This window comes from Streptomyces sp. NBC_00154 (assembly GCF_026342835.1).
GTDB lineage: Bacteria > Actinomycetota > Actinomycetes > Streptomycetales > Streptomycetaceae > Streptomyces.
The window spans coordinates 5,494,522-5,509,445 of sequence record NZ_JAPEMI010000001.1 but is presented as its reverse complement, the minus strand read 5'-3'; the positions used below and the strand labels follow the sequence as shown (position 1 = coordinate 5,509,445).

Genomic DNA, 14,924 nt, shown 5'->3' with positions numbered 1-14,924 from the left:
GCGCATGACAGTCATCGTGCGCGACTTCCTGCCCACCGATGCCGAGGCCTGGGTACGGGTGCGGCGAGCCGCACTCCCGTACATGGTGACCACGCCCGAGCAGGTCGTGTTCGAGCAGGCGACCGCCCACCCCGACAAGCGGTACCGGCTGCTGATCGCCGAGGAGGACGGGGAGATCATCGGCACCGCGCAGGTCGGTATCGCCTATGACAGCCCGGAGCCCGGCCAGGGCTTCTGCAATCCCTACACGCTCCCCCAGCGCGCGGGCCGCGGGGCGGGCTCGCTGCTGGTGCGCACCGCCGAGGAGTATCTGGCCGGTGCGGGGGCCGTCGCCGTCTACACCTGGGTGCTCGACGAACCGGCGAACCGGGTCTTCGCCGAGAAGCGCGGCTATACGCCGAGCCGCCCGGCGCACCTCCTCCATCTCGACCTGGCCCACGGCTCCCTGCCGCCCCGTCAAAAACTCCCGGACGGTGTGGAGCTGCGCACGGCCGCCGACTTCGCCGACGACCCGAGGCCGCTGTTCGAGGCGGACGCCGAGTCCACGGCGGACGAGCCGAGCGACACCCCGGCCGAGCTCACGGACTACGAGGACTGGCTGCAGCACACGTGGAACAACCCCGGTCTCGACCGGGAGCTCACCTCGGTCGCGGTGGTGGACGGCCAGGTGGCGGCGTTCAGCGCGGCGAACACCGACGGTCTGACCCGCTACTGGTCGGGGATGACGGGCACCCGCAGGGCGTACCGCAACCGGGGCCTGGCAAAGCTCGCCAAGAACGACTCGCTGCACCGGGCACGCGCGGCCGGCTACACGGACGCGTACACCGGCAACGACGCGGACAACGGCCCGATGCTGGCGATCAACACATGGTTCGGCTACAGGATCTGCGCCACGGAGGTACGGCATGTACGCAAGCTCGGTTGAGGTCGCCCTGGTGAAGGCGGGCCGGACGAAGATCCGCTACCCGGCGGACGTCGTACGCGACGACGGCATCCAGGTGACGGTGACGGCCCCGTGGGCCGCGCCGGGCGTGCGCGACTTCGGCTTCGTACGGTTCGAGCCGGGCGATGTCTTCACCGAGCACTACTGGCGCGACCGGTGGTTCGCGGTGAAGGAGGTCCGTACCGGCGGGGGGACGCTGAAGGGCTGGTACTGCGACATCACCCGGCCCGCCGTGCTGCGCGACGGGGAACTGCTCGTGGAGGACCTGGATCTCGACCTGTGGGTGTCGGCGGACGGCTCCTCCGTACTGCGACTGGACGAGGACGAGTTCGAGGAGAGCGGCCTGGCCGCACGCGATCCGGCGGCTGCGGATGCGGCCCGCCGGGCGCTGGACGAACTGGAACGCCTGGCCCTGGCGGGCGGGCTCGCAGGACTGCTGGCACCGCCGAGCCCGTCCGCCGACACCCCCTAACGCACCACCAGCTCCACCTCGAACCCCGCCGCGTCCTCCAGATACGCGGCGCAGTGCCCCTCGCCGCCCGCGTACGGATGGCGGTCCGGGAACAGCAGTCGCCAGCCGTGGTCCGGGGCCCGCGCCACCAGTGCGTCCAGCGTGGCCCGGTCCCGGACATGGAACGCCAGGTGGTTCAGCCCCGGGCGGAGCCGGTCGTGCGGTCCCGGGGTCAGATCGGCCGACTGCTCGATCACCAGATAACTGTCGCCGCGCCGCCAGCTGCGGCCGCGCTCCCAGCTCTGGTACGGCACATGACCCAGCTCGCCGAGCAGCCAGCCCCATCCCGCCTCGGCCGCCGCCAGGTCGGGCACCCACAACTCGATGTGGTGCACCCCGCCGGTGCGGGCCCCGCCCGACGGCAGCGGGACCGCGCGGCGGATGCCGTGCGGCTGGTAGGCCACGGTGTCGCCGTCCTCGTGCCAGTGGATCAGGAAGCGCTCCCCCGCCCGGTATCCGTCCAGCCCCGCACGGCAGTACGCGACGATGTCGTCGGGCAGGGCGTCCAGCGGGAACCAGGCGAGTCCGGAGCACTTCTCCGGTTCACGGTTGTACGGCGGGCGGGCGGGGTCGTACTCCGCCTCGAAGAACCAGCCGGTCCGGGGGGCGCCGCCGGGGCCGCGGTGCTGCATGACCAGGGCAACCCGCAGCTCGTCCGGGTCCAGTTCGACACCGATCTCCTCGGCGGCCTCGCGGACCATCGCCTCGCGGACGTCCTCGCCGTCCTCCACGTGTCCGGACGGGCCGTTGAACAGCCCGTCCGCGTATCCCGTACGGGCGCGGCGGGCGAGCAGGACGTCGGGTCCGCGACGGAGGATCAGATGCACATCGACGATCTCGGTGTGCCGGTGCGGCGGTTCGGCGCGCGCCAGCAGGGCGTAGCGGTCGTCGTCGACGTGCTTGCCCCACAGGTCCGGGTCGTCGGAGAGCCGCTCGTGGTGGATGCGCTCGGTGAACGGGGCGAGGAGCCCGGTCAGCTGCTCGGCGGAGAGACCCACCCCGCCCCACACCCCTTCGATCATCAGCAGCCGCCCGCCGGGCCGCAGCAGTCCGAACCAGTGGCGCAGGGCCGCCGCGGGGTCGGGCAGCAGCCACACCACATGACGGACCATGATCACGTCGAACTGCTGCTTCCCGACGGGCGGTCGGGCCGCATCCCCGACCAGCACCTCGGCGCCCGTCCCGACGAGCTTGGCCCGCGCCTGCTCGACCATGCGCGGCGACCGGTCGACGGCGGTGACGCGGTGACCCTGCCCGGTGACGAGCAGGGCCAGACTTCCGGTGCCGCATCCCAGGTCGAGCACATCGGAGCGCTCGCCGGGCAGCCAGCTCTCCAGCCGCTGCGCCCATGCGTGCCGGACCACCGGATCGAGCAGCCCGTGGTCGGGCTCCTCGTCGAAGGAGTCGGCGGCGGAGTCCCAGTCGATCGTCGTCATGCGCCGATCGTCCCAGCCACCACCGACACAGTCGATCAGCAGACCGACCGCTCGCGGTGGTGGAAGGGGTGGGTGTCGGTAGGGCGCCGGCACTCCCGGGCCGGGCCTCACCTGCGACCCTGCGGGAATCGCTCTCTTGAGGCTGTCGGTGGGCCGTGTCCGGGCCGTCAAGGGGCGGCTGATGTCTGCCGGCAACGACCAATTCCCACCGCTGGCATACAGATCACAGGGCCTGACGTGCGCCTGGGCCGAGGTGGCTTCCGCTGTGCGCAACTTCCTGCGCAACAAGAGGCGTCGCGCAGACGGTCTCCCCCCGACGACCGCGGACGGGACGGCCCAGCCGCATCAAGGCCCCTGGCAGGGGCCCACCGGTGGAGTTTCCTGAGCCACTTCCTGGCCTTTCTCGGCCTCGCCGCCGCTCTGTGTTGCTACAAGCGACTCGTCCGCCTCACCACATAGGACATCGTCTTAGGTGACCATCACTCGCACCACAAGCGCACTAGATCTGGCGTGGATCAGCGGGGAATCACCATGAAGGAAGCCGCGCCCGACGACTCCGCGCCTCAACCGTTCGTGCAGGTCCGCGGACGAAGCTTCGAAGGACAACGTCTGGAAAATGCAGGTGTCTCTGTGGCTGTGATCTGGCGCTTGCCTTACTCAGCGCCTCCTCGCGTCCCAGAGGGAAGCCGCAGCACTCCGCATGTTGTCGGCTGCGTTATTGAGGGCTGCCGGCAGGTCTGCCACGCGCATCAAGGCCCGAGCGGCGGAGGCCAGCAAGTGGACGTTGTCTTGCAGGTGCGCGAGGTCGTCCCCCGCCTCCATCAGCAAAGGCGCGTTGTCCTGGAGATGCGCCAGGTTTCGGCTGGCCTCGTAAGCCATCCAGGCTGTGTCCTCCGAAATGCCGGGCGCACGTCCCTGCATGCGCTCAAGATCTGACTTGAGGACCTTGAGGAGGGACGACAACTCTGGTACTCGGTCCGCGACAGTGCCCAGCACCGGAGCAAGCCGATCGACGTACTGTGCCTGTGCTTCTTGGATCATCGTGACCAGTCGGGCTTCGGTCAGTCCGCTCAGCCCTGCTAGGGCATCCTGCCCCTCGGCTTCGCGAACACGCTTCCACCCCTCAAGGATGGCAACGGTGTACTTCTCGCCGTCCACACCGTCCACGCGCTTATGGTGCACATTGCACAACAACAGCAGGTTGGCGAAGCTGTTCCTCTCTTCCACGCTCCACGAGAGGTCGTACCGCTTCCCGCCCGCCTTCAGCGCACGAATGTGGGCGATGTCCAGGTTAAGAACGGGCTTGCCGTCGATAATGCGCACCGTCGGTGCTCCGCAGCGGGGGGCGTAGCAGCCGCCCCGCGCTAAGGTCATCAGCGCGGCAATGGTGGTGTTGTCGTACCTCCTGTGAGGCTCCTCGGTCATGTGTCCTCCTCCGCTCGGCAGCCTGCTAGGAACCATAGAGGCTGGCACTGACAACAGGCCTTCCGTGCCATGAAGTTGGAGGGGTGCACCAACCAAGCCGGTGATCGGCCGGGGGCCAACCGCGGCAGCCTTCCTCGTACCCCCATGGGACGACTACGGACGGAACCTTGCGGCTCCGTCCAGGTGAAACAGCAGACGGACAAGGACACTTGGGCCCGCGATCGCGTTCGGGACGAAGAGGTCGCCGACAGGTACGTTCGGCCAACCTGCGGCCAGGAGGCCAGCATGGAGGCCCGGCCCGGCTCGCACGTCGAGGGCACAGGCTTGCAGGGACGCTTCACAGAACGGTCCTGAAAACCGTCACTGTACGAGCGCGGTAGAACTTTCCCTACTTCATCAAGTGCCCGCGCAAGCGCGGGCTGGCCCCTGGTGCCCGGTCCTCCGCGCCTTCGGCGCCCAGGCCGGGCTCCTGGGGCCGCAGCAACTGCTACGGCCCTGAGTCGAGAACCAATCCGCGGATCAAGGACATGCCTCCGGCGGGGGCGCTCAGACTCCGGGATGGACGGGGTGCCGTTGGCGAGTGCCGGCGGATTCGTGAATCTGAGCCGGCCGCAGCACCTCTGTCCTGCATCGCTTGATGCTTGGCGGTTCCGTTTGGAATGCACGCGGCCCCTCGGTGCCAGCGCCTCGTGCTCGCCGGTCCCGGGAAGGCCCATGTCAGTGCTGGATCCAGCGGCCTGGATCAGGCCGTGGCGTACTCCGTGTGGCAGTCGTACTCAGTGCCCTTGTCGGTCTGGCAGGACGTGATCTGGACCCTGGCGCCTTCCGTAAAGCTGAGGTTCACGTCTTTCGTCGTGTCGGCGCCCGTGGTCAGGTAGTAAGACACGCCGTTGACGTAAGCAACCACACCCTCGCCGTTGGCCCAGTAATCGCTGAGGTGCAGCACCTCGCCGTATGCCTCGAAGTAGACCCGGTCCACGTGAGACCCGGCCGCGTTCTCGTGGTAGATCACGCAGGAGACGCCGTCCGGATCCGCGGGTGCTGCGCTATAGCAGTTCGCTTCGAGGGCCAAGGCGTTTGCGGGCATCAGACCGACGAAGCTGGCGCTGAGGGCACCGACGAGCGCGAGTTTGCTCAGGGTTCGCATGTAATTGCTCAGGGTTCGCATGTAGTTGACTTCTCCGTCACTGCGTAGGGTTATGGAGGTGGATCTTGCCGCTGCAGAGGAACGCGCGGAAGGCTTGCGCCGCTCTGTGACCACTTCGAGATGATCAGCGCATGACAGTCGCCCGCCCCAGGCCGGTGCCCAGCTTCAATTCCGCCGAGAAGACGGCCTCGCCGAGGTCCTGCTTGGCCGCCGCCGTGGCTTGATCCACGTCGCCGCGTGCGTCCCGGGGAGCACAGCGCCGACCGCCCTGTCGACAGTCCCCCTGGAGTGCGTGAAGCGGCACCGCGAGCGCTGACGGCAGTGAGAAGCGGCGCGGATGACATCTACGGCTGACATCGACGGCGCTGAACGAAGGGGAACGCGAGCGACCTACGGTGGCGCCAACGCGCCGCGGTTCAGGTGGCACTGAGGTCGTCGGATCGAACTCCTGAAGCGGTGTTCTCGGGGCCCCTTCCCCCAGGTGTGCCCCAGGAGTGTCTTGCAACGGAGAAGCTGCAGGTGAGAGGCGTTAAGGGGAGCCCTCTGTAAAGCTGCTCACCCTACGTCTCGCGCACCTGTGCCGGGCCGTCTGAGGTCGGCCCACACTGGCCAACGACGACCATGAACTGCCCTGAAGTCGCTGGTCATTGCACCCTCAGCTCGCATTCTCCGAGGTCGCCTGGCAGTCGCGTAAGTTCCTGCGCAACAAGAAGCAGCCGCGGACCTTCTTGGCGTGACGCCCGACGCTCCAGCCTCTGGTGGAGTCTGGTCTGGTTCTCAGGGGAGTCTGGGCCGCTGGGTGGCTGCTGGGAGCCAGATTGGGAGCCACCCAGCACGACATCAGACGGTCTGCCCCGGACGACCACGGACAGCCCATCCAGCATCAAGGCTGTTCGCAGGGGTTCACTGGTGCACTTTCCTGAGCCCCTTCTTAGCCTTGATCCACCGAGGTGGTTTGAGAGTGGTCTTTTGATCGGCTTCGGGTCGGGTGGCCGGGTGAGGGCAGCTTGTGTCCGCTGGTCTGCCCAGCATTTCCACGGTTCGGTTCCGGTCGGGCCCTTGCGGGCGGGGCGGGCAGGGGCTGTTCGTATCAGCCGGCCGGTCCGTGGGCGGTGGAGAACAGGTGTGTCCAGGCGTGCTGCCAGGGCCAGTTGTGCGGTAGGTGCAGGGTGATGCGGCGGCCGGAGCGGGCGATCCGGGCCGGAACGTGGACCAGGTGGGTGCGGATCGTGGCGGTGGTGGCCCTGGCGTGGAAGGCGGAGGCCTGTGCGCCGGTGGCCCGCAGCAGGTTGTAGGTCATCGCCCACAGGGTGAGCCATGCGGCGTTGGCGTGGAAGTGTGCGGAGGGCAGGTGGGCCAGGGCAGAGGCTTTGCTGTCGGCGATGACCTGCTCGATGACCGCGTGGTGACGGTGTTCGCGTTCGGCCTGGAGGGTCTGTGCGGGCTGGTCGGTGAAGAACGGGTGGTAGCGCCAGACGGGAAACAACTCGCCCTGCTCACCCACAACGGCGGGTTTGGCCAGGTCGCGGACCCGGCGCACGATCAGCCGCGCGGTGACCCGCTCTGCTTTTGTGCGGCTGGCGAACGCGGTGTAGGCGGGGATCTCGGCGACTTCGGCGTCCGAGATGAGTTCACCGGTTGCGGGATCGGGCACCGCGGTCGGGTACGTGATCTGCTGCCAGGCCTGGTCGGGGAGGGTGTGGATGGCCCGTTTGATGGAGGGGTTCATCCCGCAGGTGATCGAGAAGTGGGCTCCGGCCCGGCGGCAGGCGGCGATCACCCCGGCGTTGTAGAACTGCGAGTCCGCTCGCAGGATCCGGGTGCCGGTGCAGCCCGCCTCGACGGCGGTGGCCAGCGCCTCACTGACGAATTTCGGGGCCCCACGGGAATCGGCTGCCTTGCCGCGGCGCATCCGTACTGTTGCGATCACCGGCCGGGAGGTGGGGGTGCAGATCGTGGCAAGCAGGGGGTGCAGGGTGCGGATGCCCTTGAACCGGCCGTACTCGGCGCCCTGCTTGGCCCGGCCGTAGACCCGCTTGTGGGTGGAGTCGACATCAATGAACACCATCTGATCGGCGCCGGGAAGCAGCGGGGTGTGCGCGGCCAGTTGACCGAGGAACCTGCGGTGGACAGCGTGGAGTTGGAGTGCGTGACCGTGGGTGAACGCGCGAAGGAACGTGCCCAGCGTGGACGGCGCACGAACCCCTCGGAACAGGGCGGGCATCGCGCCGTGCCGCAGCACGTGGAGGTCGTCGATGCTGTCCGCGCCCGCCGCCATGCCGGCCACGATGCTGCTGACCTTGGCGCCCGCCGACGCACCCGCGCCGTTCGTCGTCCCGCTCAGCTCCACCTTCTGCGTCACCAGGCCCGACAGCCCACACCGTTCGGCCAGCCGCATCACCGGAACCAGCCCGGCAAGCGCGACCAGATTCGGGTCATCGAACGCAGCGGAGACCGCCGCTGGAGTATGGGAAACTTGCATCTCGGAAGTGCCTTGCCGATCGTGCGTGCTGGAAGCCTCAAGAACTCCCATCATCGCAGGTCACAAGGCACTTCCTTGTTTCCCGAAGAGTCATCCACAGCCATCAGATCGGTGGATCAAGGCTTAGACGCTCCTTAAGCCCGCCATAAAGATCGCCGAGCACCCCTTCCAGCAGCCGTTTCCGGGCCGGCGGGCGGCTAGCTTCTCCTCGACGCAGACGTGAACCGCCGAAGGAGAGACGCGCCATGACCGTGATCAGGACCGCTCGCCGCAAGGCCGCCGCAATCGTCGCGCTCGGTGTGGCACCGCTCGCGCTGACCGGTCTGTCCGCGACTCCGGCCGCCGCACATGGCTCGCTGACGGATCCGGTCAGCCGGGTCTCCGCCTGCTTCGCGGAGGGGCCCGAACATCCGAAGTCGGCGGCGTGCGTGGCCGCGGTCGCGGCGGGCGGGACACAGGCGCTGTACGACTGGAACGGGGTCAACATCGCCAATGCGGCAGGAAATCACCGGCAGTTGATCCCGGACGGCAAGCTGTGCAGCGCCGGCAACGACAAGTTCAAGGGGCTCGATCTGCCGCGCGCCGACTGGCCGTCGACCAAGATGGCGGCCGGCAGCCACACCTTCCGCTTCCGCGCCACCGCGCCGCACAAGGGCTCGTTCGAGCTGTATCTCACCAAGGCCGGTTACGACCCGACGAAGCCGCTGAAGTGGTCGGACCTGGAGTCCGAGCCGTTCGCCACGGCCACCGATCCGAAGCTGGAGAACGGATCGTATGTGTTCGACGGGACCGTGCCGAGGCGTTCGGGACGGCAGCTGATCTACACCGTCTGGCAGCGCTCGGACTCCCCCGAGGCGTTCTACGCCTGTTCCGATGTGGTCTTCGGGGGCGCCGACGGCGGTGCCGGTGGCGGTGGTTCGGTGGGCGCGGTCCCTGCGCCGACCGCGTCCGCGCCGTCCGAGCAGGAGATCGCCGGGGGCGCCGACAAGTCGTCGGTGGAGCACGGCGGTCATGGTGACGACGACGCCGGTACGGGCGCGAAGGTCACCCAGGCGGCTCCGGCCGCCGAGGCGTCGGCCGGCCCGTCCGAGGCGAACGCACCCGAGCCGGACAGCGCCACCGGCCCCGCCCCGGCGGGCGAGAGCCTCGCCGAGACGGGGGGCGACGGCAGTACCCCGTACCTTGCGGTCGGCGGTGCGGCCGCGCTCGCCGTCGGCGCGGCCGCCCTGTTCGCCTCGGTCCGTCGCCGGGCCGGCGGTGCGGCCCGACGCGGACACTGAGAGGCGGTTCGAGCCTGGCCTAGCCGAGGACGGAGGCGCAGGTGGTCGGGGTGGCGTGCGCCGGGTCCAGGGCGTTCGCCACCTCGTGGTAGGCGATCAGGTCCACGGTCCCGATCGCCACATGCTCGGACAGGTCGACCGGGCACAGGTCCTGGAGCAGGACGTTGCGTACGTTCGGCCCGTCCAGGTACTGCGTGCGGTACGGGGTCACCACCTCGTCGTACCTGGTCGCGATGACCGTGTACCGCACGCCGGGCACGGTGTCGCCGCCCGCGTTGAGCTTGGTGATGAAGGGGGATCCGGCCATCTGGTCGGCGAGGCCGGGCGTGTGGGCGTTCAGCAGGTCCTCGGCGCCCGGGAAGTACGGGAGCAGGTTGGTCAGCCCGAGGAGGGTGGTGCCGTGGTTGTCGGGGGCGAGTCCGATCAGGGCGTTCACCTTGGCGGCGCCACCGAGGAACTTCAGGTAGTAGTTGGGCATCATGCCGCCCTGGGAGTGACCGACGATGTCGGCCTTGGGCGCTCCGGTGGCGGCGAGCACCTTGTCGACGAAGGTGTCGAGCTGGCCGGCCGATTTGTCGATCGGGCCGAGGCCGTTGAAGAACGGCACGCCGGGCAGCTGCCCGTAGTCGAGCGAGTAGACGCAGTAGCCCCGGCCGACCAGGTACGGGGCGAGGACGAGCCAGTTGTCGACCGAGTTCCCGAAGGTTCCGTGGACCAGGACGACGGGGCGGGGGTGGGCTGCGGAGGGTTTGCAGGAGAAGTCGTTCCAGCCACGGGAGGGGGCTGTGGCGGCGGCGGGGGTGGCTGCGGTGGCGGTCGCCGTGGGGGTGGCGAACGCGGCGACGGCGAGGAGCAGTGCGGCGAGTCCTCTCCGCGCACGTGGGGTGCGCGGTGCACGTGTCCAGGGCAGCATCGTGTGGTCTCCTTGCGGCTCAAGGGAGTTGCGATGTCACTGCGCCCTGCGGCCCGGACCACAAGTTCTGTACCGACGTTCTATGTGCTCATGCCAAATTACGCGCGAGTAAGGTAGCGGGGGAAGTTACGCGTCGGTAAAAACTGACGCAGCATCACCCAAGATCCAGGTCGATCGACATGACGGCAGGTCAGGCAGCGAGTCGGCCCGGCATCACGGCCTGCGGACCGAACCTGGCCCGCAGCCGGTCCGCCACCGCCTCGATCCGCCGCGCCCGCTCGTCCACCGGGTCGAACGACAGCTGATGGGCGGCCCGTTCGCGGTCCGTGAGCCCCTCGGCGCGCAGCCCGATCCCCCGCACCCGGGCCCGCTGCAGCCCGAACGAGTCATGGATCCGGTAGGCGAGTCCGGTGAGCGCCGCGGAGTGGGCGGTGGGCTCACGGAGCGTACGGCTGCGGGTCAGCGTCGAGTAGCCGGTCCGGTCGGCGTAGCGCACGGAGACCGCGAGCGCCCGGCACACCTGGCCGTCCCCGCGCATCCGGGCCCCCAGCTCCTCGGCGAGCGACATGAGCGCGCGGCGCTGTCGCTCCGGGTCCAGCTCGTCGCGCGGGAAGGACCGCTCGGCGGCGACCGACCGGGCGGCGGCGTTCGGCACGACCTTCGTACGGTCGATGCCGCGCGCCCGCTCCCACAGTTCGCGCCCGGTCCGTACACCGGTGATCCGTTGCAGGGTGGCGAGCGGAGCCGCCGCGATCCGGCCGACGGAGTCGAGCCCGTATCCGCACAGTGTGCGGGCGGTCGCCGCCCCGACACCGTCCAGTGCGACGACCGGCTCGGCCGCGAGGAATGCGGCGCCCCCGCCGCCGGGCACCACAGAAGTCGCCCCGGGCGCGGCCCGCCGCGCCGCCATCCGGGCCAGCATCGGGTTCTCGGCCGCCCCGATCGCGCAGTCCACCCCGTGCAGGGCGAGCGCACGGACCCGGATCACCGCCGCCAGCCCTGCCGCGTCCCGCCCGAAGTAGCGCAGCGCACCGCGCACATCGGCGAGCGCCCCGTCCGGCGGCGCCGCCTCGACGACCGGGGTGAATGCGCCGAGGAGAGCGAGCAGCCCGGCGTAACCGGCACTGTCCGGAAGGCCACCGCCGACCTTGCGGAACCGCAGGTACAGGATCCCCGGCTCCTCGTACGTGTCGCTCATCCCGCACTCCCCGGGGACTGGTGCCACAGCTTCCTTCCGGTGGCGACGCCTTCGCCGGGCGGCTGGAGGTCGGACCAGGGGTTCATCTCGTATCCGGTCGGCAGATGGATGCGGCGGCCGTCGTCGGCCACCCGGTCGCCCGGGGGCTCCTCCTCCGCTGCGGCGTCCTCCGCCAGCCGGGCCGCGACCGCTTCGAGTCCGCCGGTACGCCGCAGTTCGGCCAGTTCCGCCAGGTTCCAGGCGACCTCGCCGACCACGCTGAGACTCTGCGGCCCGCGCCGCTGCACCACTCCACGCACGAGCAGCAGCCAGGAGTGGAAGACGGTGTGCGCGCAGGCGGCGTGACTGTCGTCGAAGAAGGCCAGGTCGACCAGGCCCGTACCGTCGTCCAGGGTGGTGAAGATGACCCGGCGGCCGGACCGGATCGGCGGGGTCTGAGTGGCCGCCTTGGCGCCCGCGACCAGCACGGTCTCCCCGTGCCGCGCCTCGCGCAGCCGTTTGGCTGAGACCGCACCGAGCTCCTTCAGGAACGCGTGGTGATCACCCATCAGATGGCGGGAGACGTCCATGCTCAGAACGCCGAGCTCGGCACTGAGACGTTCCGCGTCATTGAGGTCGGGCAGGCCGATGGAGCCGGTCTTCCGGCCGTCGTCGAGCGGGAGTTGCGCGCCACCGGATCCGGACCTCGTCCCGGTTCCCCGCTGGGCGCGGTGGAGCTCGGAGAGATGCAGCAGCAGATCACGGCGGTTGGCACCGAAGGCGTCCAACGCGCCGACCTGGGCCAGTCGTTCGGCGGCCGGCTTGCCCGGTCGGGCCCGCTGCCAGAAGTCCAGCAGCGAGGTGTAGGGCTGCCCGGCCTCGATCCGGGCGACCTCGGCCTTGCTGATGCCATGGACGTCCGAGAGCGCCAGCCGCAGCCCCCACACCTCGGAATCCCCCTCCTCACCGGACACCAGTTCGATTCGATGGGCGGCCGCCGACCGGTTCACATCCAGCGGCAGCACCGGCACACCGCGCCGCCGTGCGTCCGCGAGCAGCAGCCGCTTCGGGTACATCCCCGGGTCATGGGTGAGCAGCCCGGCGTAAAAAGCCGCCGGGTGGTGCGCCTTGAGCCACGCCGACTGGTACGTCGGTACGGCGAAGGCGACCGCGTGCGCCTTGCAGAAGCCGTACGAGCCGAACGCCTCGATGATCTCCCAGGTCCGGGCGATCACTTCGGTGCTGTAGCCCTTCGCCGCCGCCCGCTGCGCGAACCCGTCCTTGATCCGGCCCTGCAGCTCGGGGTCGGAGAGCCCGCGCCGCACCCGGTCGGCCTCGTCCCGGCCGCAGCCGGTCATGATGTCGACCATCTCGATGATCTGCTCGTGGAAGACGACCACGCCATATGTCTCGCGCAGCGGTCCCTCCAGGTCGGGGTGGGGGTAGCGGACGGGCGCCCGGCCGTGCCGGGCCTCGATGAACGGACGCACCATGTCGGCGGCGACCGGCCCCGGCCGGAACAGCGAGATGTCGACCACCAGATCGTGGAAGGTGGCGGGCTGCAGCCTGCCGACCAGATCGCGCTGACCCGGCGATTCGATCTGGAAGCAGCCCAGCGTCTCGGCGGTCCTGATCAGCCGGTACGTCTCCGGGTCGCCGGGCGGCACGGCGTCCAGGTCGACCTCCTGACCCGAGGCCCGCTTCACCTCCATGACCGCGTGCGCCATCGCCGACTGCATCCGCACGCCCAGCACATCGAGCTTGAGCAGCCCGAGGTCCTCCACGTCGTCCTTGTCGAACTGCGCCATCGGGAAGCCTTCGCCGCTGGTGGGCATGACGGGCGTACGGCGCAGCAGCGAGGCGTCCGAGAGGAGCACCCCGCACGGGTGCATGGCGATGCCGCGCGGCAGGGCGTCCAGCGCCTCCACCAGCTCCCAGAACCGCCCGTATTTCCCCTTCTCCCGCGCCACCTCGCGCAGTTCGGGCAGCTCCTCCATGGCCGCGCGGGCGTCGCGGGCCCGGATGTGCGGGAAGGCCTTGGCGAGCCGGTCGGTCTCGGCCGGGTTCATGGAGAGCGCGGCGCCGACGTCCCGGATGGCATGGCGCACCCGATAGGTCTCGGGCATGGCGACGGTCGCGACCCGCTCGGCGCCGAACCGTTCGATGATCGCGCGGTAGACGTCGAGGCGGCGGGCGGACTCGACGTCGATGTCGATGTCGGGCAGAACGAAGCGCCGCTTGGAGAGAAAGCGCTCCATCAGCAGCCCGTGCTCGACGGGGTCGGCGTGGGCGATGCCCAGGAGGTGGTTGACCAGCGAGCCGGCCCCCGAGCCACGCGCAGCCACCCTGACCTTCATCTCCCTTACGTCATCGACGACTTGGGCGACCGTCAGGAAGTAGGAGGCGAAGCCGTGGTAGTCGATGATGTCCAGCTCGTGATGCATCCGCTCCCAGTAGTCGCGCCTGCGGTCGTAGCCGCGCAGCACCATGCCCGCGGCGGCGCGGGAGGCCAGTACGCGCTGGGCGGTGCGGCGGCCCGCACCGACGAGATGCGGCTCGGGGAAGTGGACGGTGCCGAGGCCGAGGTCGCGTTCGGGGTCGACGACGCAGGCGTCGGCGGTGCGCCGGGTCTCCGCGAGCAGCCGCGCTCCGGCATCGCGGCCGAGTCCGGCGGCGGAAGTGATCCGCTCGGCGGTCTCCCGCATCGCACGGTCGTCCTTGAGCCAGCGCTCACCGCTGTCGAGCGGGGCACGGCGCGGATCGACGGGGACGAGCCTGCGGGCGGCGTCGAGCACATCGGCGACCGGGCCCTGCCCGGCATCGGCATACCGGACGGCATTGGTCAGCACGGCCCGTACCCCTTGTTCGGCAGCGAAGCCGACGGTACGGGCGGCGAGCCGCAGCGACCCGGGGCCGGTGCCTTCACGCCCGTGGTGGACGGCTTCGAGGCGCAGGTCGTCGCCGTAGATCTCCCGCCAGGGCGCGAGCAGCGCGGCGGCCCGGTCGGGGCGTCCGGCGGCCAGCGCCCTGCCGACCTCGGAGGCCGGCCCGAGCAGCACGGTGAGCCCTTCGGCGGGCAGCGCGGACCGCTCGACCAGGGGCTGCCCGGCACCGGTCCGCAGGTCGCCGGTCACGGCATGCGCGGCGGTGACGAGGCGGCACAGCTCCGCCCAGCCGCGTGCGCCGTCCCGGGCGAGGAAGGTGACCCGGGGCGCCGACTCATCGACGAAGGCGCCACCACGGACCGGGGTCCGCGGCCGCTGCGTACGCCCGCCCTCCGGCGTGCGCTCCGCACCCTCCGCCCCCACCGCGAGCCCCACCCCGAAGAGCGGCCGCACCCCGGCCCTGTCGCAGGCCTTGGCGAAGCGGACCGTGCCTGCGAGGGTGTCGCGGTCGGTCAGCGCGAGGGCATCCATCCCCCGCTCGGCAGCGCGCTCCGCCAGCCGCTCCGGGTGCGAGGCCCCATAGCGCAGGGAGAACCCGGAAACGGTGTGCAGATGCGTGAACCCGGGCACCCGCACCTCCTGGACCGATCCGTACTCACCACCCCCTCGCTCTCCACCATAGACCAAGTTTCGAACATGCGTACGATAATCGAGGCGGCGCCCAC

General features: G+C 70.0%; 10 protein-coding genes. 3 read left to right on the top strand and 7 right to left on the bottom strand.

Annotated features, from left to right (window positions below):
- The first annotated feature begins 4 nt into the window (after positions 1–4).
- Entirely contained in the window at positions 5–925 is a 921-nt protein-coding gene (locus OHA03_RS24700; RefSeq protein WP_267005968.1) for a GNAT family N-acetyltransferase, read from the top strand.
- Positions 906–1,415, top strand: coding sequence for a DUF402 domain-containing protein (locus tag OHA03_RS24695; RefSeq protein ID WP_267005967.1), 510 nt, complete (start codon positions 906–908; stop codon positions 1,413–1,415). Before OHA03_RS24700 ends, OHA03_RS24695 begins: the two co-directional genes overlap by 20 nt.
- Here OHA03_RS24695 and OHA03_RS24690 read toward each other — a convergent pair.
- The 4 genes from OHA03_RS24690 to OHA03_RS24675 form a co-directional block, all read right to left on the bottom strand.
- The gene (locus OHA03_RS24690; protein WP_267005966.1) at positions 1,412–2,890 is read right to left on the bottom strand and encodes a trifunctional class I SAM-dependent methyltransferase/NUDIX hydrolase/VOC family protein; all 1,479 of its coding nucleotides are present in this window, start codon (positions 2,888–2,890) and stop codon (positions 1,412–1,414) included. The genes OHA03_RS24695 and OHA03_RS24690 overlap by 4 nt on opposite strands.
- Positions 2,891–3,547: 657 nt before the next feature.
- Positions 3,548–4,315, bottom strand: coding sequence for a hypothetical protein (locus OHA03_RS24685; RefSeq protein ID WP_267005965.1), 768 nt, complete (start codon positions 4,313–4,315; stop codon positions 3,548–3,550).
- A 742-nt stretch (positions 4,316–5,057) separates the two neighbouring features.
- On the bottom strand, positions 5,058–5,483 hold the full coding sequence (locus tag OHA03_RS24680; RefSeq protein WP_267005964.1) for a hypothetical protein: 426 nt from the start codon (positions 5,481–5,483) through the stop codon (positions 5,058–5,060).
- A gap of 1,069 nt (positions 5,484–6,552) precedes the next feature.
- Entirely contained in the window at positions 6,553–7,944 is a 1,392-nt protein-coding gene (locus OHA03_RS24675) for an IS1380 family transposase (protein WP_266999817.1), read from the bottom strand.
- Positions 7,945–8,189: 245 nt separating this feature from the next.
- Between OHA03_RS24675 and OHA03_RS24670 the strand changes: the two genes are divergently transcribed.
- Positions 8,190–9,224 (top strand): lytic polysaccharide monooxygenase, encoded by a 1,035-nt coding sequence (locus tag OHA03_RS24670; RefSeq protein ID WP_267005963.1) that lies wholly within the window; start codon positions 8,190–8,192, stop codon positions 9,222–9,224.
- A 19-nt stretch (positions 9,225–9,243) separates the two neighbouring features.
- On the opposite strand, the gene OHA03_RS24665 is transcribed toward OHA03_RS24670, so the two are convergent.
- The 3 genes from OHA03_RS24665 to OHA03_RS24655 form a co-directional block, all read right to left on the bottom strand.
- On the bottom strand, positions 9,244–10,137 hold the full coding sequence (locus OHA03_RS24665) for a triacylglycerol lipase (RefSeq protein WP_267005962.1): 894 nt from the start codon (positions 10,135–10,137) through the stop codon (positions 9,244–9,246).
- 190 nt (positions 10,138–10,327) lie between these two features.
- Positions 10,328–11,335 (bottom strand): hypothetical protein, encoded by a 1,008-nt coding sequence (locus tag OHA03_RS24660; protein WP_267005961.1) that lies wholly within the window; start codon positions 11,333–11,335, stop codon positions 10,328–10,330.
- Positions 11,332–14,829: a DNA polymerase III subunit alpha gene (locus OHA03_RS24655; protein WP_267005960.1), complete on the bottom strand. Its 3,498-nt coding sequence runs from the start codon at positions 14,827–14,829 to the stop codon at positions 11,332–11,334. Before OHA03_RS24655 ends, OHA03_RS24660 begins: the two co-directional genes overlap by 4 nt.
- Positions 14,830–14,924: the final 95 nt, after the last annotated feature.